Source organism: Escherichia sp. WS3063 (assembly GCF_046486595.1).
GTDB classification, from domain to species: Bacteria; Pseudomonadota; Gammaproteobacteria; order Enterobacterales; family Enterobacteriaceae; genus Escherichia; species Escherichia coli.
Window position 1 is genome coordinate 84626 of record NZ_JBJQKY010000017.1, and the last position, 21913, is coordinate 106538.

22 protein-coding genes are annotated in these 21913 nt (G+C 53.0%); 14 read left to right on the top strand and 8 right to left on the bottom strand.

The features are described from left to right. Positions 1-7: 7 nt before the first annotated feature. Genes ACJHYW_RS16675 through ACJHYW_RS16695 form a run of 5 tightly spaced genes read right to left on the bottom strand, consistent with a single transcriptional unit; the run spans position 8 to position 3944 of the window. Positions 8-514, bottom strand: coding sequence for a tripartite tricarboxylate transporter TctB family protein (locus ACJHYW_RS16675; protein ID WP_001093393.1), 507 nt, complete (start codon positions 512-514; stop codon positions 8-10). Positions 515-530: 16 nt separating this feature from the next. After that, positions 531-1505, bottom strand: coding sequence for a Bug family tripartite tricarboxylate transporter substrate binding protein (locus ACJHYW_RS16680; protein ID WP_000589800.1), 975 nt, complete (start codon positions 1503-1505; stop codon positions 531-533). 24 nt (positions 1506-1529) lie between these two features. Further along, positions 1530-2159 (bottom strand): 2-dehydro-3-deoxy-6-phosphogalactonate aldolase, encoded by a 630-nt coding sequence (locus ACJHYW_RS16685; protein ID WP_001116471.1) that lies wholly within the window; start codon positions 2157-2159, stop codon positions 1530-1532. After that, a complete protein-coding gene (locus ACJHYW_RS16690) occupies positions 2149-3153 on the bottom strand; it encodes a 2-dehydro-3-deoxygalactonokinase (protein ID WP_001117528.1) in 1005 nt (334 codons plus the stop codon). Before ACJHYW_RS16690 ends, ACJHYW_RS16685 begins: the two co-directional genes overlap by 11 nt. A gap of 23 nt (positions 3154-3176) precedes the next feature. Further along, positions 3177-3944, bottom strand: coding sequence for an IclR family transcriptional regulator (locus ACJHYW_RS16695; protein WP_000852398.1), 768 nt, complete (start codon positions 3942-3944; stop codon positions 3177-3179). 216 nt (positions 3945-4160) lie between these two features. Here ACJHYW_RS16695 and rmuC point away from each other — a divergent pair, with 216 nt between their 5' ends. The 8 genes from rmuC (at position 4161) to tatD (ending at position 11164) form a co-directional block, all read left to right on the top strand. Then, positions 4161-5588, top strand: a complete 1428-nt coding sequence (gene rmuC / locus ACJHYW_RS16700) for a DNA recombination protein RmuC (protein ID WP_000347717.1) — start codon at positions 4161-4163, stop codon at positions 5586-5588. A gap of 94 nt (positions 5589-5682) precedes the next feature. Beyond that, entirely contained in the window at positions 5683-6438 is a 756-nt protein-coding gene (gene ubiE, locus ACJHYW_RS16705) for a bifunctional demethylmenaquinone methyltransferase/2-methoxy-6-polyprenyl-1,4-benzoquinol methylase UbiE (RefSeq protein WP_000227958.1), read from the top strand. Positions 6439-6451: 13 nt separating this feature from the next. Beyond that, complete coding sequence (gene ubiJ / locus ACJHYW_RS16710; RefSeq protein WP_001309097.1) at positions 6452-7057, top strand: ubiquinone biosynthesis protein UbiJ; 606 nt, start codon at positions 6452-6454, stop codon at positions 7055-7057. Continuing rightward, positions 7054-8694, top strand: a complete 1641-nt coding sequence (gene ubiB / locus ACJHYW_RS16715) for a ubiquinone biosynthesis regulatory protein kinase UbiB (RefSeq protein ID WP_000187542.1) — start codon at positions 7054-7056, stop codon at positions 8692-8694. The genes ubiJ and ubiB overlap by 4 nt, the downstream gene beginning before the upstream one ends. A gap of 78 nt (positions 8695-8772) precedes the next feature. Then, positions 8773-9042 (top strand): Sec-independent protein translocase subunit TatA, encoded by a 270-nt coding sequence (tatA, locus tag ACJHYW_RS16720; RefSeq protein WP_001295260.1) that lies wholly within the window; start codon positions 8773-8775, stop codon positions 9040-9042. Positions 9043-9045: 3 nt separating this feature from the next. Further along, positions 9046-9561 carry a Sec-independent protein translocase protein TatB gene (gene tatB / locus ACJHYW_RS16725; RefSeq protein WP_000459594.1) on the top strand — a complete coding sequence of 172 codons (516 nt, stop codon included), beginning with the start codon at positions 9046-9048 and terminating at the stop codon, positions 9559-9561. A 2-nt stretch (positions 9562-9563) separates the two neighbouring features. Beyond that, positions 9564-10340, top strand: a complete 777-nt coding sequence (gene tatC / locus ACJHYW_RS16730) for a Sec-independent protein translocase subunit TatC (protein WP_000109943.1) — start codon at positions 9564-9566, stop codon at positions 10338-10340. A 41-nt stretch (positions 10341-10381) separates the two neighbouring features. Beyond that, positions 10382-11164, top strand: a complete 783-nt coding sequence (gene tatD, locus ACJHYW_RS16735) for a 3'-5' ssDNA/RNA exonuclease TatD (protein ID WP_001361790.1) — start codon at positions 10382-10384, stop codon at positions 11162-11164. Here tatD and rfaH read toward each other — a convergent pair. Further along, entirely contained in the window at positions 11161-11649 is a 489-nt protein-coding gene (gene rfaH, locus ACJHYW_RS16740; protein WP_001192399.1) for a transcription/translation regulatory transformer protein RfaH, read from the bottom strand. The two genes, tatD and rfaH, sit on opposite strands and share 4 nt — an antisense overlap. A gap of 166 nt (positions 11650-11815) precedes the next feature. Here rfaH and ubiD point away from each other — a divergent pair, with 166 nt between their 5' ends. After that, a complete protein-coding gene (gene ubiD / locus ACJHYW_RS16745; RefSeq protein ID WP_000339804.1) occupies positions 11816-13309 on the top strand; it encodes a 4-hydroxy-3-polyprenylbenzoate decarboxylase in 1494 nt (497 codons plus the stop codon). A gap of 45 nt (positions 13310-13354) precedes the next feature. Next, entirely contained in the window at positions 13355-14056 is a 702-nt protein-coding gene (gene fre / locus ACJHYW_RS16750) for an NAD(P)H-flavin reductase (RefSeq protein ID WP_000209826.1), read from the top strand. Positions 14057-14246: 190 nt separating this feature from the next. Here the strand turns inward: fre and fadA are convergent, their stop codons facing one another. After that, complete coding sequence (fadA, locus tag ACJHYW_RS16755) at positions 14247-15410, bottom strand: acetyl-CoA C-acyltransferase FadA (protein ID WP_000438699.1); 1164 nt, start codon at positions 15408-15410, stop codon at positions 14247-14249. 9 nt (positions 15411-15419) lie between these two features. After that, complete coding sequence (fadB, locus tag ACJHYW_RS16760; RefSeq protein WP_000965915.1) at positions 15420-17609, bottom strand: fatty acid oxidation complex subunit alpha FadB; 2190 nt, start codon at positions 17607-17609, stop codon at positions 15420-15422. 189 nt (positions 17610-17798) lie between these two features. On the opposite strand from fadB, the gene pepQ reads away from it, so the two are divergent. Genes pepQ through hemG form a run of 4 tightly spaced genes read left to right on the top strand, consistent with a single transcriptional unit; the run spans position 17799 to position 21791 of the window. Next, positions 17799-19130, top strand: a complete 1332-nt coding sequence (gene pepQ / locus ACJHYW_RS16765) for a Xaa-Pro dipeptidase (RefSeq protein WP_000444544.1) — start codon at positions 17799-17801, stop codon at positions 19128-19130. Continuing rightward, entirely contained in the window at positions 19130-19744 is a 615-nt protein-coding gene (locus ACJHYW_RS16770) for an IMPACT family protein (protein WP_001296979.1), read from the top strand. The genes pepQ and ACJHYW_RS16770 overlap by 1 nt, the downstream gene beginning before the upstream one ends. A gap of 38 nt (positions 19745-19782) precedes the next feature. After that, positions 19783-21234: a Trk system potassium transporter TrkH gene (gene trkH, locus ACJHYW_RS16775; RefSeq protein WP_000545665.1), complete on the top strand. Its 1452-nt coding sequence runs from the start codon at positions 19783-19785 to the stop codon at positions 21232-21234. Between the two features lie 11 nt (positions 21235-21245). Then, complete coding sequence (gene hemG, locus ACJHYW_RS16780) at positions 21246-21791, top strand: menaquinone-dependent protoporphyrinogen IX dehydrogenase (protein ID WP_000853963.1); 546 nt, start codon at positions 21246-21248, stop codon at positions 21789-21791. The last annotated feature ends 122 nt before the right edge of the window (positions 21792-21913 follow it).

A 21913-nucleotide genomic window follows, 5' to 3' on the forward strand; every position in this document is an offset into this window, starting at 1 on the left:
GCCCCTGTTATTCGAAAAATGTGCCGACAGGCAATGGCACCTGTAACGCTTCGACAAACAGCAACCAGAGGATTGCCGTTAACAGCAGCGCAATACCCGGTGTGAGTACCCATCGCCTGTAGCCCATCAACGTCATAATGACGATGAGGAAAACAGGAGTAGTAATGAGATAACCGCAGTAGCTCATCGCCACAATATAAAACGCGGTTGCCGCAATTCCTGTTGCCGTTTTCCTGAATGCCGGTTTTTCCTGTGCGTTGGCGCAAGAGGCTGGTTTTGCCTGCAAAAGATCGCGTATCACCAGCAAGACAGCGAGCACAATCAGAGCGCAGGCATAGAAAGTAGGGAAGGCACTTGCACCGGGATCCGTTTCAATGGCCGTTGCTGGAAAATCAGCGGCATTAATCATCACCGCGCCAGCAACCACACAAAGTAACAGCGCCACCACCATCGTTGATGAAAGGCGCTTGCGGTGCGGTACGGCGAGTTGAGCAACAGACTGTTTTGTGTTCATCAACCGTACCTCAGGTTTATTTTTTCAGGCCCAGGCGAGTCAGCAACTCGTCAAAGTACTTTTCCTGTTCGCTGATTTGGGTCTGGAAGCTGGCAGCGTCAAGCCATGCATAGTTGAGATTCAACTTTTGCAGTGCATCCTGGAATGCAGGCTCTTCAGCCGTCTCTTTTGCTGCCTTTGCCAGAACATCCACCACATCCTGCGGCGTTTTTTGCGACACAATCAGGCCGCGCCAGGTGCCGATGGAGAGATCAACGCCTTTCTCTTTTAACGTCGGGACGTCAGGCATGGTTTTCATTCGCTCATCCGCCATCACTACCAGTGTCTTCAGCTTGCCGCCATTCACATGGTTGATAACTTCTCCTGGGCTTACGGAAACCGCTTCAATGTGCCCGCCTAACAGGCCTGTAATGGCAGGGGCTGCGCCGTCATACGGGACATGAGAAAACTTTGCGCCCGTTTTGTCTTCCAGTGCAGCTGCCGCCAGATGCCAGATAGCTCCGGTGCCTGAGTTACCAATGCGTACTTTTCCGGGATTCGCTTTGGCGTAAGTCATAAATTCTTCATAGCTATTCCACGGCGCATCGGCACGGACTGTGATAGCAGCCGGATCCGCATTCAGACGGGCAATGGGTTTAAAGTCGCTGGTTTTAAAACGCACCATTCCGAGGCTGGGAAGGGTGGTCAGTTCAACTGTGCCTAAACCAATTTTGTAACCGCCAGGGCGGGCAGCGGCGATTTCACTCAGGCCGATAGCACCGCCTCCGCCAGGTTTATTGATAACCCCGATGCTGACGGGTAAATGGTTTTTGGCGGCATCAGCAAAGGCACGGGCAACCAGATCCGTACCGCCTCCGGCAGCGTAGGGAACGACTAACTCGATCTGTTTGGTTGGGTAGGAGGCTGCCTGTACAGGCGCAATGCTGAGGGCAGCGCCTGCAAGAAGTACCATTGCAGCCATTTTTTTCGGTAAGGTAAGATGTTTTATCATTGCTTTTATATCCTTATTTATCAGTTAGTTGCTATTTAAATTGTTCCATGCGTTCATAAACAGTACTGCATTTTCATAGACTTGCTCTGGCGTCATGCCGGGGTGATATAGCGCAGAACCGAGGCCAAAGCCGTTTGCGCCGTGGCTCAGATAACGCGCCATGGTTTCCGGTGTGATACCGCCAACCGGTAACATCGGAACGGATTGTGGAATAACCGCACGCCAGGCTTTGGTAACTTCTGGCGTAATTTGTTCAGCTGGGAACAGCTTGATGGCATTAGCACCATGTTCAATGGCAGCAAAGGCTTCGGTGGGCGTGGCGACGCCAGGCGCACAATACATACCCAGCGCACGGGCGCGACGGATCACCGCAGTATCGCAATGCGGCATCACGATAATCTGGCCCCCAGCCTCTTTAACCGCAACCACCTGCTCTACCGAAAGCACAGTTCCGGCTCCGACCAGGCAGTCCTTAGGCAGGGCGTCGCGCAGTAAACTGATACTTTGCAACGCCTCCGGCGAGTTCATAGGAATCTCAATCAGGCGGAATCCGGCGGCGTACAGTTTTTCACCGATGGCGACAATCTCATCCGGTTTCACACCGCGTAAAATGGCGACTAAACCGGTTTTTTGCAAAAGCGTATTAAATGGCATGGGTACATTCCCTGGCGTTGGTGGACAGTAACCCGGCAGCGTGGGCGATTCGCCATAATCCCTGTTCAGTGGCATTGGGAATGGCGTGTATCTGTCTGTCGGGAAAAACGTGGTTGAATGCTTGTGAATAGCGGCTGTTCAGATTTGCGCTACCGATTAAGGCGATCGGTGTTGTGGCGGGTAAATCACGTAGCAAACTGGATGCCAGACCACATAATTCATGGCCTATCAGTAATCCGGAAAGGTAATCCCCCTGCGAGGACGACGTAAGATTACTGGTCAGCAGGCGCGAACGGGTCGAAAACAGCGTCGATAATAATCCGGTCTGATGATGCTCTTGTGCTGCTGTCAGCCCGTGGGTGAAGGCATCCCAGTGCGGTTCATCTCCAGGATGCATGGTGGCACCGAGAATCGAATGGCGGGATAAAACATCAAATAACTCGCCCGTCATAAAGGTTCGGAAATCGGTAATGGTGTTGTTTTCAACTACTGCCCATTTCGCATGTGTGCCGGGTAAGCCTATCAGCACTGGCATACCCTGATGGATCGCGTTTTGCAGGGCCGGTTCCATCGAGATAGCACCGAAGATTTGTGTCTCTTCGCCACGCATCACTTCGGGCATTTCACCTTCTTTAATCACGCCAGGAATGATGTGCAGCATTGTCTGCTGCTGGTGGATAACAGGCGTCAACTGCTTCGCCAGACCCTCGAGAGTGACCGGGCAAGGTAAATAAGCTGCTGGTTGCCACCCTTGCGCACTGCCGAGCATGCCGCAAGCCAGTACCGGGCATGGGGTTTGTGCCAGCCAGTCGCCGCAGACACGTAAAAACGTATCGTGGAAAGCGTCCTCACGTGTTGCTGCCTGGGAGGGTAATTTCATGATCCCCCAGGGGAATTCACGTTTTTCTTGTGGATTTGGTGATTCGCCAAAACGCCATGCCCGAAGCGATGACGTTCCCCAGTCCAGGGCAATAAATGAGGGTGCTCCCGGCATTAGTCGTTTCCTTTAATCATGGTTTATTTATCTTTGCGGACGTGCTTACCCCAGCCCAGTTCAGCGGATATCTCTTCTGCACAGGATTTGACGTAAGGTGCCAGTTCTTCCAGACGCGCCAGCGACATATACGTGGTGGTACTGGCGACAGAAATAGCCGCCACAATTTCATCCCGGGCGTTGTAAACCGGCGCTGCAACGCAACGGATAGTCGGCTCGTTCTCTTCCAGATCAAAAGCAAAACCACTGGCGGCATAACGACGCATGTTCTGAATAAATGCGCCCAGTTTTGTTTCATCACCACAGGTCTTAAACAGCGTGCGCCACTCTTCTTCTGTTCGGTTGAGGATCAATGCCTTGCCGATGCCGGTGATTGCCAGTGGCATGCGATGGCCTGGGCGTGAGCGCATTTCCAGCCCGCGCTGACTGTTGATCTTCTCCAGATACAGCACTTCGTCGCCTTCAACGATCCCCAGATGCACGGTGTCCAGGGTGTAACGGGCAAGGCGTTGCAAAACGGGCTGGGCAATTTCGTACAGCGAGGTGCTTTCCAGTGCTCTGGCACCGAATTCGATCAGTTTGGCACCCAGTTGGTAGCCCTGCGTTGGGACATGGCGCAGGTAGCGTTGTTCCACCAGAACGGTGACTAAACGATGGGTTGTGCTCCGGGTCGTGCCGGTGAACTCGCCGATACTTTTTAGGTCATGGCAGCCGTTATAAACAGCATTAAGAACCGCCAGTCCACGTAATAACGTTTGTGCGCCTGCGGTGGTTGAAGAGGTTTCTGCCATACGTTTCTCCTGATGATATTGCTGAAGTGTTCCACATAATGACGTGGGGAAAAGGTGATATATCCCACAATATAAACTCCATCTCATATTGTGGGATAAAATAATGAAAATTAACGATCGTTTTGCGTAGCGCCTCGCAGGAAACTTCTTTCAAACTGGACGTTTGTACAGCACAATTCTATTTTGTGCGGGTAAGTTGTTGCGTCAGGAGGCGTTGTGGATTTCTCAATCATGGTTTACGCAGTTATTGCGTTGGTGGGTGTGGCAATTGGCTGGCTGTTTGCCAGTTATCAACATGCGCAGCAAAAAGCCGAGCAATTAGCTGAACGTGAAGAGATGGTCGCGGAGTTAAGCGCGGCAAAACAACAAATTACCCAAAGCGAGCACTGGCGCGCTGAGTGCGAGTTACTCAATAACGAAGTGCGCAGCCTGCAAAGTATTAACACCTCGCTGGAGGCCGATCTGCGTGAAGTGACCACGCGGATGGAAGCTGCACAGCAACATGCTGACGATAAAATTCGCCAGATGATTAACAGCGAGCAGCGCCTCAGTGAGCAGTTTGAAAACCTCGCCAACCGTATTTTTGAGCACAGCAATCGCCGGGTTGATGAGCAAAACCGTCAGAGCCTGAACAGCCTGTTGTCGCCGTTGCGTGAACAACTGGACGGTTTCCGCCGTCAGGTCCAGGACAGCTTTGGTAAAGAAGCCCAGGAACGTCATACCCTGACTCACGAAATCCGCAACCTCCAGCAACTCAACGCCCAGATGGCCCAGGAAGCGATCAACCTGACGCGTGCGCTGAAAGGCGACAATAAAACCCAGGGCAACTGGGGCGAGGTAGTATTGACGCGGGTGCTGGAGGCTTCCGGTCTGCGTGAAGGGTATGAATATGAAACCCAGGTCAGCATCGAAAATGACGCCCGCTCGCGGATGCAGCCGGATGTCATCGTGCGGTTGCCGCAGGGAAAAGATGTGGTGATCGACGCCAAAATGACGCTGGTCGCCTATGAACGCTATTTCAACGCCGAAGATGACTACACCCGCGAAAGCGCGCTACAGGAACATATCGCGTCGGTGCGTAACCATATCCGTTTGCTGGGACGCAAAGATTATCAACAGCTGCCGGGGCTGCGAACCCTGGATTACGTTCTGATGTTTATTCCCGTTGAACCCGCTTTTTTACTGGCGCTTGACCGCCAGCCGGAGCTGATCACCGAAGCGTTGAAAAACAATATCATGCTGGTTAGCCCGACTACGCTGCTGGTGGCGCTGCGCACTATCGCCAACCTGTGGCGTTATGAGCATCAAAGCCGCAACGCCCAGCAAATCGCCGATCGTGCCAGCAAGCTGTACGACAAGATGCGTTTGTTCGTCGATGACATGTCAGCGATTGGTCAAAGTCTCGACAAAGCGCAGGATAACTACCGCCAGGCAATGAAAAAACTCTCTTCAGGTCGCGGAAATGTGCTGGCGCAGGCAGAAGCGTTTCGCGGTTTAGGGGTAGAAATTAAACGCGAGATTAATCCGGATTTGGCTGAACAAGCGGTGAGCCAGGATGAAGAGTATCGACTGCGGTCGGTTCCGGAGCAGCCGAATGATGAAGCTTATCAACGCGATGATGAATATAATCAGCAGTCGCGCTAGCCCATTGGGGGTAGTTAAGCCGGGTAGAAATCTAGGGCATCGACGCCCAATCTGTTACACTTCTGGAACAATTTTTTGATGAGCAGGCATTGAGATGGTGGATAAGTCACAAGAAACGACGCACTTTGGTTTTCAGACCGTCGCGAAGGAACAAAAAGCGGATATGGTCGCCCACGTTTTCCATTCCGTGGCATCAAAATACGATGTCATGAATGATTTGATGTCATTCGGTATTCATCGTTTGTGGAAGCGATTCACGATTGATTGCAGCGGCGTACGCCGTGGGCAGACCGTGCTGGATCTGGCTGGTGGCACCGGCGACCTGACAGCGAAATTCTCTCGCCTGGTCGGAGAAACTGGCAAAGTGGTCCTTGCTGATATCAATGAATCCATGCTCAAAATGGGCCGCGAGAAGCTGCGTAATATCGGTGTGATTGGCAACGTTGAGTATGTTCAAGCGAACGCTGAGGCGCTGCCGTTCCCGGATAACACCTTTGATTGCATCACCATTTCGTTTGGTCTGCGTAACGTCACCGACAAAGATAAAGCACTGCGTTCAATGTATCGCGTGCTGAAACCCGGCGGCCGCCTGCTGGTGCTTGAGTTCTCGAAGCCAATTATCGAGCCGCTGAGCAAAGCCTATGATGCATACTCCTTCCATGTGCTGCCGCGTATTGGCTCACTGGTCGCGAACGACGCCGACAGCTACCGTTATCTGGCAGAATCCATCCGTATGCATCCCGATCAGGATACCCTGAAAGCCATGATGCAGGATGCCGGATTCGAAAGTGTCGACTACTACAATCTGACGGCAGGGGTTGTGGCGTTGCATCGTGGTTATAAGTTCTGACAGGAGACCGGAAATGCCTTTTAAACCTTTAGTGACGGCAGGAATTGAAAGTCTGCTCAACACCTTCCTGTATCGCTCACCCGCGCTGAAAACGGCCCGCTCGCGTCTGTTGGGCAAAGTGCTGCGCGTGGAGGTAAAAGGCTTTTCGACGTCATTGATTCTGGTGTTCAGCGAACGCCAGGTTGATGTACTGGGCGAATGGGCAGGCGATGCTGACTGCACCGTTATCGCTTACGCCAGTGTGTTGCCGAAACTTCGCGATCGCCAGCAGCTTGCCGCCCTGATTCGTAGCGGTGAGCTGGAAGTACAGGGCGATATTCAGGTGGTGCAAAACTTCGTTGCGCTGGCAGATCTGGCAGAGTTCGACCCTGCGGAACTGCTGGCCCCTTATACCGGTGATATCGCCGCTGAAGGTATCAGCAAAGCCATGCGCGGAGGCGCAAAGTTCCTGCATCACGGCATTAAGCGCCAGCAACGTTATGTGGCAGAAGCCATTACTGAAGAGTGGCGTATGGCACCCGGTCCGCTTGAAGTGGCCTGGTTTGCGGAAGAGACGGCTGCCGTCGAGCGTGCTGTTGATGCCCTGACCAAACGGCTGGAAAAACTGGAGGCTAAATGACGCCAGGTGAAGTACGGCGCCTATATTTCATCATTCGCACTTTTTTAAGCTACGGACTTGATGAACTGATCCCCAAAATGCGTATCACCCTGCCGCTACGGTTATGGCGATACTCATTATTCTGGATGCCAAATCGGCATAAAGACAAACCTTTAGGTGAGCGACTACGACTGGCCCTGCAAGAACTGGGACCGGTATGGATCAAGTTCGGGCAGATGTTATCAACCCGCCGCGATCTTTTTCCGCCGCATATTGCCGATCAGCTGGCGTTATTGCAGGACAAAGTCGCTCCGTTTGATGGCAAGCTGGCGAAGCAGCAGATTGAAGCTGCAATGGGCGGCTTGCCGGTAGAAGCGTGGTTTGACGATTTTGAAATCAAGCCGCTGGCTTCTGCTTCTATCGCCCAGGTTCATACCGCGCGATTGAAATCGAATGGTAAAGAGGTGGTGATTAAAGTCATCCGCCCGGATATTTTGCCGGTTATTAAAGCGGATCTGAAACTTATCTACCGGCTGGCTCGCTGGGTGCCGCGTTTGCTGCCGGATGGTCGCCGTCTGCGCCCAACCGAAGTGGTGCGCGAGTACGAAAAGACCTTGATTGATGAACTGAATTTGCTGCGGGAATCTGCCAACGCCATTCAGCTTCGGCGCAATTTTGAAGACAGCCCGATGCTCTACATCCCGGAAGTTTACCCTGACTATTGTAGTGAAGGGATGATGGTGATGGAGCGCATTTACGGCATTCCGGTGTCTGATGTTGCGGCGCTGGAGAAAAACGGCACTAACATGAAATTGCTGGCGGAACGCGGCGTGCAGGTGTTCTTCACTCAGGTCTTTCGCGACAGCTTTTTCCATGCCGATATGCACCCTGGCAACATCTTCGTAAGCTATGAACACCCGGAAAACCCGAAATATATCGGCATTGATTGCGGGATTGTTGGCTCGCTAAACAAAGAAGATAAACGCTATCTGGCAGAAAACTTTATCGCCTTCTTTAATCGCGACTATCGCAAAGTGGCAGAGCTACACGTCGATTCTGGCTGGGTGCCGCCAGATACCAACGTTGAAGAGTTCGAATTTGCCATTCGTACGGTCTGTGAACCTATCTTTGAGAAACCGCTGGCCGAAATTTCGTTTGGACATGTACTGTTAAATCTGTTTAATACGGCGCGTCGCTTCAATATGGAAGTGCAGCCGCAACTGGTGTTACTCCAGAAAACCCTGCTCTACGTCGAAGGGGTAGGACGCCAGCTTTATCCGCAACTCGATTTATGGAAAACGGCGAAGCCTTTCCTGGAGTCGTGGATTAAAGATCAGATCGGTATTCCTGCGCTGGTGAGAGCATTTAAAGAAAAAGCGCCGTTCTGGGTCGAAAAAATGCCAGAACTGCCTGAACTGGTTTACGACAGTTTGCGCCAGGGCAAGTATTTACAGCACAGTGTTGATAAGATTGCCCGCGAGCTTCAGTCAAATCATGTACGTCAGGGACAATCGCGTTATTTTCTCGGAATTGGCGCTACGTTAGTATTAAGTGGCACATTCTTGTTGGTCAGCCGACCTGAATGGGGGCTGATGCCCGTCTGGTTAATGGCAGGTGGTCTGATCGCCTGGTTTGTCGGTTGGCGCAAAACACGCTGATTTTTTCATCGCTCAAGGCGGGCTGTGTAACGTATAATGCGGCCTTGTTTAATCATCATCTACCACAGAGGAACATGTATGGGTGGTATCAGTATTTGGCAGTTATTGATTATTGCCGTCATCGTTGTACTGCTTTTTGGCACCAAAAAGCTCGGCTCCATCGGTTCCGATCTTGGTGCGTCGATCAAAGGCTTTAAAAAAGCAATGAGCGATGATGAACCAAAGCAGGATAAAACCAGTCAGGATGCTGATTTTACTGCGAAAACTATCGCCGATAAGCAGGCGGATACGAATCAGGAACAGGCTAAAACAGAAGACGCGAAGCGCCACGATAAAGAGCAGGTGTAATCCGTGTTTGATATCGGTTTTAGCGAACTGCTATTGGTATTCATCATCGGCCTCGTCGTTCTGGGGCCGCAACGACTGCCTGTGGCGGTAAAAACGGTCGCGGGCTGGATTCGCGCGTTGCGTTCACTGGCGACAACGGTGCAGAACGAACTGACCCAGGAGTTAAAACTCCAGGAGTTTCAGGACAGTCTGAAAAAGGTTGAAAAGGCGAGCCTCACTAACCTGACACCCGAACTGAAAGCGTCGATGGATGAATTACGCCAGGCCGCGGAGTCGATGAAGCGTTCCTACGTTGCAAACGATCCTGAAAAGGCGAGCGATGAAGCGCACACCATCCATAACCCGGTGGTGAAAGACAATGAAGCTGCGCATGAAGGCGTAACGCCTGCCGCTGCACAAACGCAGGCCAGTTCGCCGGAACAGAAGCCAGAAACCACGCCAGAGCCGGTGGTAAAACCTGCTGCGGACGCTGAACCGAAAACCGCTGCACCTTCCCCTTCGTCGAGTGATAAACCGTAAACATGTCTGTAGAAGATACTCAACCGCTTATCACGCATCTGATTGAGCTGCGTAAGCGTCTGCTGAACTGCATTATCGCGGTGATCGTGATATTCCTGTGTCTGGTCTATTTCGCCAATGACATCTATCACCTGGTATCCGCGCCATTGATCAAGCAGTTGCCGCAAGGTTCAACGATGATCGCCACCGACGTGGCCTCGCCGTTCTTTACGCCGATCAAGCTGACCTTTATGGTGTCGCTGATTCTGTCAGCGCCGGTGATTCTCTATCAGGTGTGGGCGTTTATCGCCCCAGCGCTGTATAAGCATGAACGTCGCCTGGTGGTGCCGCTGCTGGTTTCCAGCTCTCTGTTGTTTTATATCGGCATGGCGTTCGCCTACTTTGTGGTCTTTCCGCTGGCATTTGGCTTCCTTGCCAATACCGCGCCGGAAGGGGTACAGGTATCCACCGACATCGCCAGCTATTTAAGCTTCGTTATGGCGCTGTTTATGGCGTTTGGTGTCTCCTTTGAAGTGCCTGTGGCAATTGTGCTGCTGTGCTGGATGGGGATTACCTCGCCAGAAGACTTACGCAAAAAACGCCCGTATGTGCTGGTTGGTGCATTCGTTGTCGGGATGTTGCTGACGCCGCCGGATGTCTTCTCGCAAACGCTGCTGGCGATCCCGATGTACTGCCTGTTTGAAATCGGTGTCTTCTTCTCTCGCTTTTACGTTGGTAAGGGTCGAAACCGGGAAGAGGAAAACGACGCTGAAGCAGAAAGCGAAAAAACTGAAGAATAAATTCAACCGCCCGTCAGGGCGGTTGTCATATGGAGTACAGGATGTTTGATATCGGCGTTAATTTGACCAGTTCGCAATTTGCGAAAGACCGTGATGATGTTGTAGCGCGCGCTTTTGACGCGGGAGTTAATGGGCTACTCATCACCGGCACTAACCTGCGTGAAAGCCAGCATGCGCAAAAGCTGGCGCGTCAGTATTCGTCCTGTTGGTCAACGGCGGGCGTACATCCTCACGACAGCAGCCAGTGGCAAGCTGCGACTGAAGAAGCGATTATTGAGCTGGCCGCGCAGCCAGAAGTGGTGGCGATTGGTGAATGTGGCCTCGACTTTAACCGCAACTTTTCGACGCCGGAAGAGCAGGAACGCGCTTTTGTTGCCCAGCTACGCATTGCCGCAGAATTAAACATGCCGGTTTTTATGCACTGTCGCGATGCCCACGAGCGGTTTATGACATTGCTGGAGCCGTGGCTGGATAAACTGCCTGGTGCGGTTCTTCATTGCTTTACCGGCACACGCGAAGAGATGCAGGCGTGCGTGGCGCGTGGAATTTATATCGGCATTACCGGTTGGGTTTGCGATGAACGACGCGGACTGGAGCTGCGGGAACTGTTGCCGTTGATTCCGGCGGAGAAATTGCTGATCGAAACTGATGCGCCGTATCTGCTCCCGCGCGATCTCACGCCGAAACCATCATCCCGGCGCAACGAGCCAGCCCATCTGCCCCATATTTTGCAACGTATTGCGCACTGGCGTGGAGAAGATGCCGCATGGCTGGCTGCCACCACGGATGCCAATGTTAAAACACTGTTTGGGATTGCGTTTTAGAGTTTGCGGAACTCGGTGTTCTTCACACTGTGCTTAATCTCTTTATTGATAAGATTAAGTAACAGCATGGAGCGAGCCTCGCCGTCGGGTTCGGTGAAAATGGCCTGAAAACCTTCGAACGTGCCTTCGGTAATAATCACCTTATCACCCGGATAAGGGGTTGCCGGATCGACAATGTCTTTCGGTTTATATACCGATAGCTGATGAATCACCGCCGATGGGACTATCGCTGGCGACGCGCCAAAGCGCACGAAGTGGCTGACACCGCGGGTCGCGTTGATAGTCGTGGTATGAATCACTTCCGGATCGAACTCCACAAACAAGTAGTTGGGGAACAATGGCTCACTGACTGCAGTACGTTTGCCACGCACGATTTTTTCCAGGGTGATCATCGGTGCCAGGCAATTCACAGCCTGTCTTTCGAGGTGTTCCTGGGCACGTTGAAGTTGCCCGCGCTTGCAGTACAGTAAATACCAGGATTGCATAATGACTCTTATCCGTTTAATCGGGGCGCAAGGATAGCAAAAGCTTTACGCTAAGTTAATTATATTCCCCGGTTTGCGTTATACCGTCAGAGTTCACGCTAATTTAACAAATTTACAGCATCGCAAAGATGAACGCCGTATAATGGGCGCAGATTAAGAGGCTACAATGGACGCCATGAAATATAACGATTTACGCGACTTCTTGACGCTGCTTGAGCAGCAGGGTGAGCTTAAACGTATCACGCTCCCGGTGGATCCGCATCTGGAAATCACTGAAATTGCTGACCGTACTTTGCGTGCCGGTGGGCCTGCGCTGTTGTTCGAAAACCCTAAAGGCTACTCAATGCCGGTGCTGTGCAACCTGTTCGGTACGCCAAAGCGCGTGGCGATGGGTATGGGGCAGGAAGATGTTTCGGCGCTGCGTGAAGTTGGTAAATTATTGGCGTTTCTGAAAGAGCCGGAGCCGCCAAAAGGTTTCCGCGACCTGTTTGATAAACTGCCGCAGTTTAAGCAAGTATTGAACATGCCGACAAAGCGACTGCGTGGTGCGCCCTGCCAACAAAAAATCGTCTCTGGCGATGACGTCGATCTCAATCGCATTCCCATTATGACCTGTTGGCCGGAAGATGCCGCGCCGCTGATTACCTGGGGGCTGACCGTAACGCGCGGTCCGCATAAAGAGCGGCAGAATCTGGGCATTTATCGCCAGCAGCTGATTGGTAAAAACAAACTGATTATGCGCTGGCTGTCGCATCGCGGTGGCGCGCTGGATTATCAGGAGTGGTGTGCGGCGCATCCGGGCGAACGTTTCCCGGTTTCTGTGGCGCTGGGTGCCGATCCCGCCACGATTCTCGGCGCAGTCACCCCCGTTCCGGATACGCTTTCAGAGTATGCGTTTGCCGGATTGCTGCGCGGCACCAAGACCGAAGTGGTGAAGTGTATCTCCAATGACCTGGAAGTGCCCGCCAGTGCGGAGATTGTGCTGGAAGGGTATATCGAACAAGGCGAAACTGCGCCGGAAGGGCCGTATGGCGACCACACCGGTTACTATAACGAAGTCGATAGTTTCCCGGTATTTACCGTGACGCATATTACCCAGCGTGAAGATGCGATTTATCATTCCACCTATACCGGGCGTCCGCCGGATGAACCTGCGGTGCTGGGCGTGGCGTTGAACGAAGTGTTTGTGCCGATTCTGCAAAAACAGTTCCCGGAAATTGTCGATTTTTACCTGCCGCCTGAAGGCTGTTCTTATCGTCTGGCGGTAGTGACGATCAAAAAACAGTACGCCGGACACGCGAAGCGCGTCATGATGGGCGTCTGGTCGTTCTTACGCCAGTTTATGTACACTAAATTTGTGATCGTTTGCGATGATGACGTCAACGCACGCGACTGGAACGATGTGATTTGGGCGATTACCACCCGTATGGACCCGGCGCGGGACACGGTGTTGGTCGAAAATACGCCTATTGATTATCTGGATTTTGCCTCGCCTGTCTCCGGGCTGGGTTCAAAAATGGGGCTGGATGCCACGAATAAATGGCCGGGGGAAACCCAGCGTGAATGGGGACGTCCCATCAAAAAAGATCCAGATGTTGTCGCGCATATTGACGCCATTTGGGATGAACTGGCTATTTTTAACAACGGTAAAAGCGCCTGATGCGCGTTTGTTTTGCCCTATTTATCGATCCGACAGAGAAAGCGCATGACAACCTTAAGCTGTAAAGTGACCTCGGTAGAAGCTATCACGGATACCGTATACCGTGTCCGAATCGTACCAGACGCGGCCTTTTCTTTTCGTGCTGGTCAGTATTTGATGGTAGTGATGGATGAGCGTGACAAACGTCCGTTCTCAATGGCTTCGACGCCGGATGAAAAAGGTTTCATCGAGCTGCATATTGGCGCTTCTGAAATCAACCTTTACGCGAAAGCAGTCATGGACCGCATTCTTAAAGATCATCAAATCGTGGTCGATATTCCGCACGGTGAGGCATGGCTGCGCGATGATGAAGAGCGTCCGATGATTTTGATTGCGGGCGGCACCGGGTTCTCTTATGCCCGCTCGATTTTGCTGACAGCGTTGGCGCGTAACCCAAACCGTGATATCACCATTTACTGGGGTGGGCGTGAAGAGCAGCATCTGTATGATCTCTGCGAGCTTGAGGCGCTTTCGTTGAAGCATCCTGGTCTACAAGTGGTGCCGGTGGTTGAACAACCGGAAGCGGGCTGGCGTGGGCGTACTGGCACCGTGTTAACGGCGGTATTGCAGGATCATGGTACGCTGGCAGAGCATGATATCTATATTGCCGGACGTTTTGAGATGGCGAAAATTGCCCGTGACCTGTTTTGCAGCGAGCGTAATGCGCGGGAAGATCGCCTGTTTGGCGATGCGTTTGCATTTATCTGAGATATAAAAAACCCGCCCCTGACAGGCGGGAAGAACGGCAACTAAAACTTTATACAGTGGCATTTAGATCTATGTCGCATCCGGCAATCGGTGCACGATGCCTGATGCGACGCTGGCGCTTCTTATCAGACCCACATGGGTGCAGGATCGGTAGACCGGATAAGGCGTTCACGCCGCATCCGGCAAGTGGTTAAATCCGCTCAAACACCGTCGCAATACCCTGACCCAGACCGATACACATCGTCGCCAGACCAAACTGGGCATCTTTGCGCTCCATCAGATTCAGCAGCGTGGTGCTGATACGCGCACCGGAACAACCCAGCGGATGACCCAGCGCGATCGCGCCACCGTTGAGGTTGATCTTCTCGTCAATCTGCTCAATCAGTCCCAGATCTTTAATACATGGCAGGATCTGCGCGGCAAAGGCTTCGTTCATCTCAAACACGCCGATATCACTGGCAGAAAGCCCCGCTTTTTTCAGCGCCAGCTTCGAGGCCGGAACCGGACCGTAACCCATAATCGACGGATCACAACCAACGACCGCCATCGAACGCACACGGGCGCGCGGCTTAAGACCTAATTCATGGGCGCGGCTTTCACTCATCACCAGCATGGCAGCTGCGCCATCGGAAAGCGCAGAAGATGTACCCGCCGTTACCGTACCGCTTACTGGATCAAACGCCGGACGCAGCGTGGCGAGGGCTTCCACGGTGGTTTCCGGGCGAATCACTTCGTCGTAATTAAACTGCTTCAGGACGCCGTCGGCATCGTGACCACCGGTCGGGATAATTTCATTTTTAAATGCACCCGACTGCGTGGCAGCCCAGGCGCGGGCGTGTGACCGCGCGGCAAAGGCATCCTGCATTTCACGGCTGATACCGTGCATACGCGCCAGCATTTCTGCCGTTAAGCCCATCATGCCCGCCGCTTTGGCGACATTGCGGCTCAGGCCGGGGTGAAAATCGACGCCGTGACTCATCGGCACATGGCCCATATGCTCCACGCCGCCAACCAGACATGCCTGCGCATCGCCGGTCATGATCATTCGTGCTGCGTCATGTAATGCTTGCATGGATGAACCACACAAGCGATTGACGGTCACCGCCGGGACAGAGTGTGGTACTTCTGCCAACAGCGCCGCGTTACGGGCGATATTAAAACCTTGCTCCAGCGTCTGCTGTACACAGCCCCAGTAAATATCGTCGAGGGCAGCCGCTTCCAGCGCCGGGTTACGCGCCAGCAGGCTACGCATTAAATGAGCGGAGAGATCTTCTGCACGCACGTGACGAAAAGCACCGCCCTTCGAACGGCCCATCGGGGTGCGAATTGCATCGACAATGACAACCTGTTCCATTGTGACTCCTTAAGCCGTTTTCAGGTCGCCAACCGGACGGGCTGGCTCAACCGGGGGATAGTACGGTTCGTTATGACGCGCTTTATTACGCAGACCTTCCGGCACTTCATACAGCGGGCCGAGGTGCTGATATTGTTGTGCCATATCGAGGTATTTTGCGCTACCGAGGGTGTCCAGCCAGCGGAACGCGCCGCCGTGGAATGGAGGGAAGCCCAGGCCATAGACCAGCGCCATATCCGCTTCTGCCGGAGTGGCGATAATGCCTTCTTCCAGACAGCGCACCACTTCGTTGACCATCGGGATCATCATGCGGGCGATAATCTCTTCTTCGCTGAAATCGCGCTTCGGCTGGCTCACTTCTGCCAGCAGGTCGTCAACGACGGCGTCTTCTTCTTTCTTCGGCTTACCTTTGCTGTCTTCTTTATAACGCCAGAAACCGAGGCCGTTCTTCTGACCAAAGCGGTTGGCATCAAACAGCGCGTCGATGGCATCGCGATAATCTTTCTGCATTCGCTGCGGGAAGCCTGCTGCCATGACAGCCTGGGCATGATGCGCGGTGTCAATGCCCACAACGTCCAGCAGATATGCCGGACCCATAGGCCAGCCAAACTGTTTTTCCATCACTTTGTCGATCTTGCGGAAATCCGCGCCGTCGCGCAGCAGCTGGCTGAAACCGGCGAAATAGGGGAACAGCACGCGGTTAACAAAGAAGCCGGGGCAGTCGTTAACCACAATCGGCGTCTTGCCCATCTTGCTCGCCCAGGCGACAACTTTCGCGATGGTTTCGTCGGAGCTTTTCTCGCCGCGAATAATTTCCACCAACGGCATTCGGTGGACCGGGTTAAAGAAGTGCATCCCGCAGAAGTTTTCCGGACGTTCCAGCGCGTTGGCCAGTTCGCTGATAGGAATGGTTGAAGTGTTAGACGCCAGTACGGTATCCGGGCGTACTTTCTGCTCGGTTTCTGCCAGCACGGCTTTTTTCACTTTCGGGTTTTCGACAACCGCTTCTACCACAACATCCACGCGGTCAAAACCAGAGTAATCGAGCGTTGGGTGGATCGTGGAGATCACGCCAGCCAGTTTCAGACCATCGATCTTGCCGCGCTCAAGCTGCTTGTTCAGCAGTTTCGCGGCTTCGGTCATGCCGAGGGTTAACGACTTGTCGTTGATATCTTTCATGACAACCGGTACGCCTTTCCACGCAGACTGGTAAGCGATGCCGCCACCCATAATGCCTGCGCCCAGCACAGCGGCCTGTTTCGGGGTTTCAACGTCTTTGGTGAGTTTCTTCGCTTTGCCTTTTACATATTGATCGTTAAGGAAAATGCCGACCAGTGCGCGAGCTTCGTTGGTATGCGCCAGCGGGACAAAACTTTTGTTTTCCAGGTTTAGGGCTTCTTCACGACCAAAACGGGCCGCAGCTTCAATGGTTTTTACTGCGGTGATGGGGGCCGGATAATGTTTCCCCGCCGTTTGTGCGACCATCCCTTTAGCGATGGTGAAGCTCATGGTGGCTTCAATCTTGCTCAGTTTTAGCGGTTCCAGCTTCGGCTGACGTTTCGCTTTCCAGTCGAGGTCGCCGTTAATGGCCTGGCGTAAAATCGCCATCGCCCCTTCAATCAGTTTTTCTGCTTTGACTACACCATCCACCAGACCGATTTTCAGCGCCTGATCCGCGCCGACATCTTTACCGGCGGCAATGATTTCCAGCGCACTGTCAGCGCCCAGCATACGTGGCATACGTACAGAACCGCCAAAGCCCGGCATGATGCCCAGTTTAGTTTCCGGCAGACCGATGCGCAGATCCGGCGTCGCCAGACGATAATCGGTCGCCAGCACGCATTCGCAGCCACCGCCCAGCGCATAGCCGTTGACAGCAGCAATGGTCGGCACCGGCAGATCCTCCAGGCGATTAAACACGCTATTGGCAAAGTGTAGCCACTGACTTAACTGTTCTTCAGGAACGAGGAACAGGGACAAAAATTCGGTGATATCAGCACCGACGATAAAGGCTGCTTTGTTCGAACGCAGCAGCAGCCCTTTTAGATCTGATTGCTGTTCCAGCACGCCGATGGCCTCGCCGAGGCTGGCGACGGTGGCAGTGTCAAGTTTATTAACTGAACCTGGGGCATCAAATACCAGTTCGGCAATGCCATCTTCCAGCCAGTCAAGGTACAGGGTGTCGCCTTTGTAAAGCATGTCAGTCTCCTGAATCCGCAAGGTGATCTGGTCGTACCAGATGAATCGAAGTGTGTATTTTGTGTTAAAAATATGCAAACAAAAGATTAAAGAAATGCCGATCTGATCACGCTCGGCAGAAATCACGCTCTGGATGAACGATGTGCTAAGATGCGGAGACTTAAGGTCAAAAAAACAGAAGGGTAAAAAATGGAATCACTGGCCTCACTCTATAAAAATCATATAGCTACCTTACAAGAACGGACTCGCGATGCGCTGGCGCGCTTCAAGCTGGATGCGTTACTTATTCACTCCGGCGAACTGTTCAACGTTTTTCTCGACGATCATCCCTATCCGTTTAAAGTGAACCCGCAATTCAAAGCGTGGGTGCCGGTAACTCAGGTGCCAAACTGCTGGCTGCTGGTGGATGGCGTGAACAAGCCGAAACTGTGGTTTTATCTGCCGGTTGATTACTGGCACAACGTCGAACCGCTGCCGAACTCCTTCTGGACTGAAGATGTGGAAGTGATCGCGCTGCTGAAAGCCGATGGCATTGGTAGCCTGCTGCCTGCTGCGCGCGGCAATATCGGTTATATCGGTCCGGTGCCGGAACGTGCGCTGCAACTGGGTATTGAGGCCAGCAACATCAACCCGAAAGGGGTGATCGACTACCTGCATTACTACCGCTCCTTCAAAACCGAGTACGAACTGGCCTGTATGCGCGAAGCGCAGAAAATGGCGGTCAACGGTCATCGCGCGGCAGAAGAAGCGTTCCGTTCTGGCATGAGCGAGTTCGATATCAACATTGCCTATCTGACCGCGACCGGTCATCGTGATACCGACGTACCTTACAGCAACATTGTGGCGCTTAACGAACACGCTGCGGTGTTGCATTACACCAAACTGGACCACCAGGCACCGGAAGAGATGCGCAGCTTCCTGCTGGATGCCGGGGCCGAATATAACGGCTATGCGGCTGACCTGACCCGTACCTGGTCGGCAAAAAGCGACAACGACTACGCACAGCTGGTGAAAGACGTAAATGATGAACAACTGGCGCTGATCGCCACCATGAAAGCAGGCGTCAGCTATGTGGATTATCACATCCAGTTCCATCAGCGCATCGCCAAACTGCTGCGTAAACATCAAATCATCACCGATATGAGTGAAGAAGCGATGGTCGAAAACGATCTCACCGGACCGTTTATGCCGCACGGTATCGGTCATCCGCTGGGCCTGCAGGTGCATGACGTAGCTGGCTTTATGCAAGATGATAGCGGTACGCACCTCGCGGCACCGGCAAAATATCCGTACCTGCGCTGCACCCGTATTCTCCAGCCGGGCATGGTGTTAACCATCGAACCGGGTATCTACTTCATCGAATCGCTGCTGGCACCGTGGCGTGACGGGCAGTTCAGCAAACACTTCAACTGGCAGAAAATTGAAGCACTGAAACCGTTCGGCGGCATTCGTATCGAAGACAACGTGGTGATCCACGAAAACAACGTGGAAAACATGACCCGGGATCTGAAACTGGCGTGATGGAAAGCTGGTTAATTCCTGCGGCACCGGTCACGGTCGTTGAAGAGATCAAAAAGAGCCGCTTCATAACGATGTTAGCGCATACCGATGGCGTTGAGGCGGCGAAAGCGTTTGTTGAATCGGTACGGGCAGAACACCCCGATGCCCGCCACCATTGCGTGGCGTGGGTGGCGGGTGCGCCGGATGATTCTCAACAGCTCGGTTTCTCTGACGACGGGGAACCGGCGGGAACGGCCGGTAAACCGATGCTCGCCCAACTAATGGGCAGCGGCGTCGGGGAAATTACCGCTGTGGTGGTGCGCTACTACGGCGGCATATTGCTTGGTACCGGTGGGTTAGTGAAAGCGTATGGCGGCGGCGTGAATCAGGCGCTGCGCCAGCTAACGACCCAACGCAAGACGCCATTAACCGAATATACTTTGCAATGTGAATATAGTCAGTTAACCGGCATTGAAGCGTTGCTGGGGCAGTGTGACGGCAAAATTATCAACAGTGATTATCAGGCATTCGTTCTGCTGCGGGTGGCGCTTCCGGCGGCGAAAGTGGCTGAATTTTCCGCAAAGCTGGCGGATTTTAGCCGTGGTTCATTGCAATTGTTAGCGATTGAAGAATAATCCCCACTTCGTTTTGCAGAACTAAGGAAGCGGCAGAGATGCATTTTCGCGCCATTACCCGAATCGTTGGACTACTGGTCATCTTATTTTCAGGGACCATGATTATCCCTGGGCTGGTAGCACTCATCTACCGGGATGGAGCGGGCCGCGCTTTTACCCAGACCTTTTTTGTCGCCCTCGCCATTGGCTCTATGCTGTGGTGGCCGAACCGCAAAGAGAAGGGCGAACTGAAATCCCGTGAGGGGTTTCTGATAGTGGTGCTGTTCTGGACCGTGCTGGGTAGCGTCGGTGCGCTCCCTTTTATCTTCTCGGAAAGCCCGAACCTCACGATTACCGATGCGTTTTTTGAGTCTTTCTCTGGCCTGACCACCACGGGGGCCACTACGCTGGTGGGGCTGGATTCGCTCCCTCATGCCATCCTCTTTTATCGCCAGATGCTGCAATGGTTTGGCGGTATGGGGATCATCGTGCTGGCGGTTGCGATACTGCCTATCCTCGGCGTGGGTGGGATGCAGCTCTATCGCGCAGAAATGCCCGGCCCGCTGAAAGATAACAAAATGCGCCCGCGAATTGCGGAAACGGCGAAAACCCTGTGGTTGATTTATGTCTTGCTGACCGTCGCCTGTGCGCTGGCGTTGTGGTTTGCTGGAATGGATGCCTTTGATGCCATCGGCCATAGCTTTGCGACTATCGCTATTGGCGGCTTCTCGACACATGATGCCAGTATCGGTTATTTCGACAGCCCGACTATTAACACTATCATTGCTATCTTCCTGCTGATCTCTGGCTGTAACTACGGTCTGCACTTTTCACTGTTAAGTGGGCGTAGTCTGAAGGTTTATTGGCGCGATCCGGAATTTCGCATGTTTATCGGCGTACAGTTTTCACTGGTGGTTATTTGTACACTCGTACTGTGGTTTCATAATGTCTACAGTTCGGCGCTGATGACAATTAACCAGGCGTTTTTCCAGGTGGTGTCGATGGCGACAACCGCCGGGTTTACAACTGACAGCATTGCCCGCTGGCCGCTCTTTTTGCCGGTACTGCTTTTATGTTCAGCTTTTATCGGCGGTTGCGCCGGGTCAACGGGCGGTGGCCTGAAAGTGATCCGCATCCTGCTGCTGTTTAAGCAGGGGAACCGTGAGCTGAAACGACTGGTGCATCCGAACGCCGTCTATAGCATTAAGCTGGGGAATCGCGCACTGCCGGAACGTATCCTCGAAGCCGTTTGGGGATTTTTCTCCGCCTATGCATTGGTGTTTATTGTCAGTATGCTGGCGATTATCGCCACGGGCGTGGATGACTTTTCTGCTTTTGCCTCGGTTGTTGCGACATTGAATAACCTGGGGCCAGGGCTTGGCGTGGTTGCTGATAACTTTACCAGTATGAACCCGGTGGCTAAATGGATCCTGATTGCCAACATGCTGTTTGGTCGTCTCGAGGTCTTTACATTGCTGGTGCTCTTTACCCCGACTTTCTGGCGTGAATGATGGAGTAATACGTGAAAACATTAATTCTTTTCTCAACAAGGGACGGACAAACGCGCGAGATTGCCTCCTACCTGGCTTCGGAACTGAAAGAACTGGGGATCCAGGCGGATGTCGCCAATGTGCACCGCATTGAAGAACCACAGTGGGAAAACTACGACCGTGTGGTCATTGGTGCTTCTATTCGCTATGGTCACTACCACTCTGCGTTCCAGGAATTTGTCAAAAAGCATGCGACGCGGCTGAATTCGATGCCGAGCGCCTTTTACTCCGTAAACCTTGTGGCGCGTAAACCGGAGAAGCGTACTCCACAGACCAACAGCTACGCGCGGAAGTTTCTGATGAGTTCACAATGGCGTCCCGATCGCTGCGCGGTTATTGCCGGGGCGCTGCGTTATCCACGTTACCGCTGGTACGACCGCTTTATGATAAAACTGATTATGAAGATGTCAGGCGGTGAAACGGATACGCGCAAAGAAGTTGTCTATACCGATTGGGAGCAGGTAGCGAATTTCGCCCGAGAAATCGCCCATTTAACCGACAAACCGACGCTGAAATAAGCATAAAGAATAAAAAATGCGCGGTCAGAAAATTATTTTAAATTTCCTCTTGTCAGGCCGGAATAACTCCCTATAATGCGCCACCACTGACACGGAACAACGGCAAACACGCCGCCGGGTCA

What these genes read in the sequence shown, in the direction of transcription:
- ACJHYW_RS16675 (WP_001093393.1), bottom strand. Translation starts at nt 514, where the DNA reads ATGAACACAAAACAGTCTGTTGCTCAACTCGCCGTACCGCACCGCAAG.
- ACJHYW_RS16680 (WP_000589800.1), bottom strand. Translation starts at nt 1,505, where the DNA reads ATGATAAAACATCTTACCTTACCGAAAAAAATGGCTGCAATGGTACTT.
- ACJHYW_RS16685 (WP_001116471.1), bottom strand. Translation starts at nt 2,159, where the DNA reads ATGCCATTTAATACGCTTTTGCAAAAAACCGGTTTAGTCGCCATTTTA.
- ACJHYW_RS16690 (WP_001117528.1), bottom strand. Translation starts at nt 3,153, where the DNA reads ATGCCGGGAGCACCCTCATTTATTGCCCTGGACTGGGGAACGTCATCG.
- ACJHYW_RS16695 (WP_000852398.1), bottom strand. Translation starts at nt 3,944, where the DNA reads ATGGCAGAAACCTCTTCAACCACCGCAGGCGCACAAACGTTATTACGT.
- ubiE (WP_000227958.1), top strand. Translation starts at nt 5,683, where the DNA reads ATGGTGGATAAGTCACAAGAAACGACGCACTTTGGTTTTCAGACCGTC.
- ubiJ (WP_001309097.1), top strand. Translation starts at nt 6,452, where the DNA reads ATGCCTTTTAAACCTTTAGTGACGGCAGGAATTGAAAGTCTGCTCAAC.
- ubiB (WP_000187542.1), top strand. Translation starts at nt 7,054, where the DNA reads ATGACGCCAGGTGAAGTACGGCGCCTATATTTCATCATTCGCACTTTT.
- tatA (WP_001295260.1), top strand. Translation starts at nt 8,773, where the DNA reads ATGGGTGGTATCAGTATTTGGCAGTTATTGATTATTGCCGTCATCGTT.
- tatC (WP_000109943.1), top strand. Translation starts at nt 9,564, where the DNA reads ATGTCTGTAGAAGATACTCAACCGCTTATCACGCATCTGATTGAGCTG.
- tatD (WP_001361790.1), top strand. Translation starts at nt 10,382, where the DNA reads ATGTTTGATATCGGCGTTAATTTGACCAGTTCGCAATTTGCGAAAGAC.
- rfaH (WP_001192399.1), bottom strand. Translation starts at nt 11,649, where the DNA reads ATGCAATCCTGGTATTTACTGTACTGCAAGCGCGGGCAACTTCAACGT.
- ubiD (WP_000339804.1), top strand. Translation starts at nt 11,816, where the DNA reads ATGGACGCCATGAAATATAACGATTTACGCGACTTCTTGACGCTGCTT.
- fre (WP_000209826.1), top strand. Translation starts at nt 13,355, where the DNA reads ATGACAACCTTAAGCTGTAAAGTGACCTCGGTAGAAGCTATCACGGAT.
- fadA (WP_000438699.1), bottom strand. Translation starts at nt 15,410, where the DNA reads ATGGAACAGGTTGTCATTGTCGATGCAATTCGCACCCCGATGGGCCGT.
- fadB (WP_000965915.1), bottom strand. Translation starts at nt 17,609, where the DNA reads ATGCTTTACAAAGGCGACACCCTGTACCTTGACTGGCTGGAAGATGGC.
- pepQ (WP_000444544.1), top strand. Translation starts at nt 17,799, where the DNA reads ATGGAATCACTGGCCTCACTCTATAAAAATCATATAGCTACCTTACAA.
- ACJHYW_RS16770 (WP_001296979.1), top strand. Translation starts at nt 19,130, where the DNA reads ATGGAAAGCTGGTTAATTCCTGCGGCACCGGTCACGGTCGTTGAAGAG.
- trkH (WP_000545665.1), top strand. Translation starts at nt 19,783, where the DNA reads ATGCATTTTCGCGCCATTACCCGAATCGTTGGACTACTGGTCATCTTA.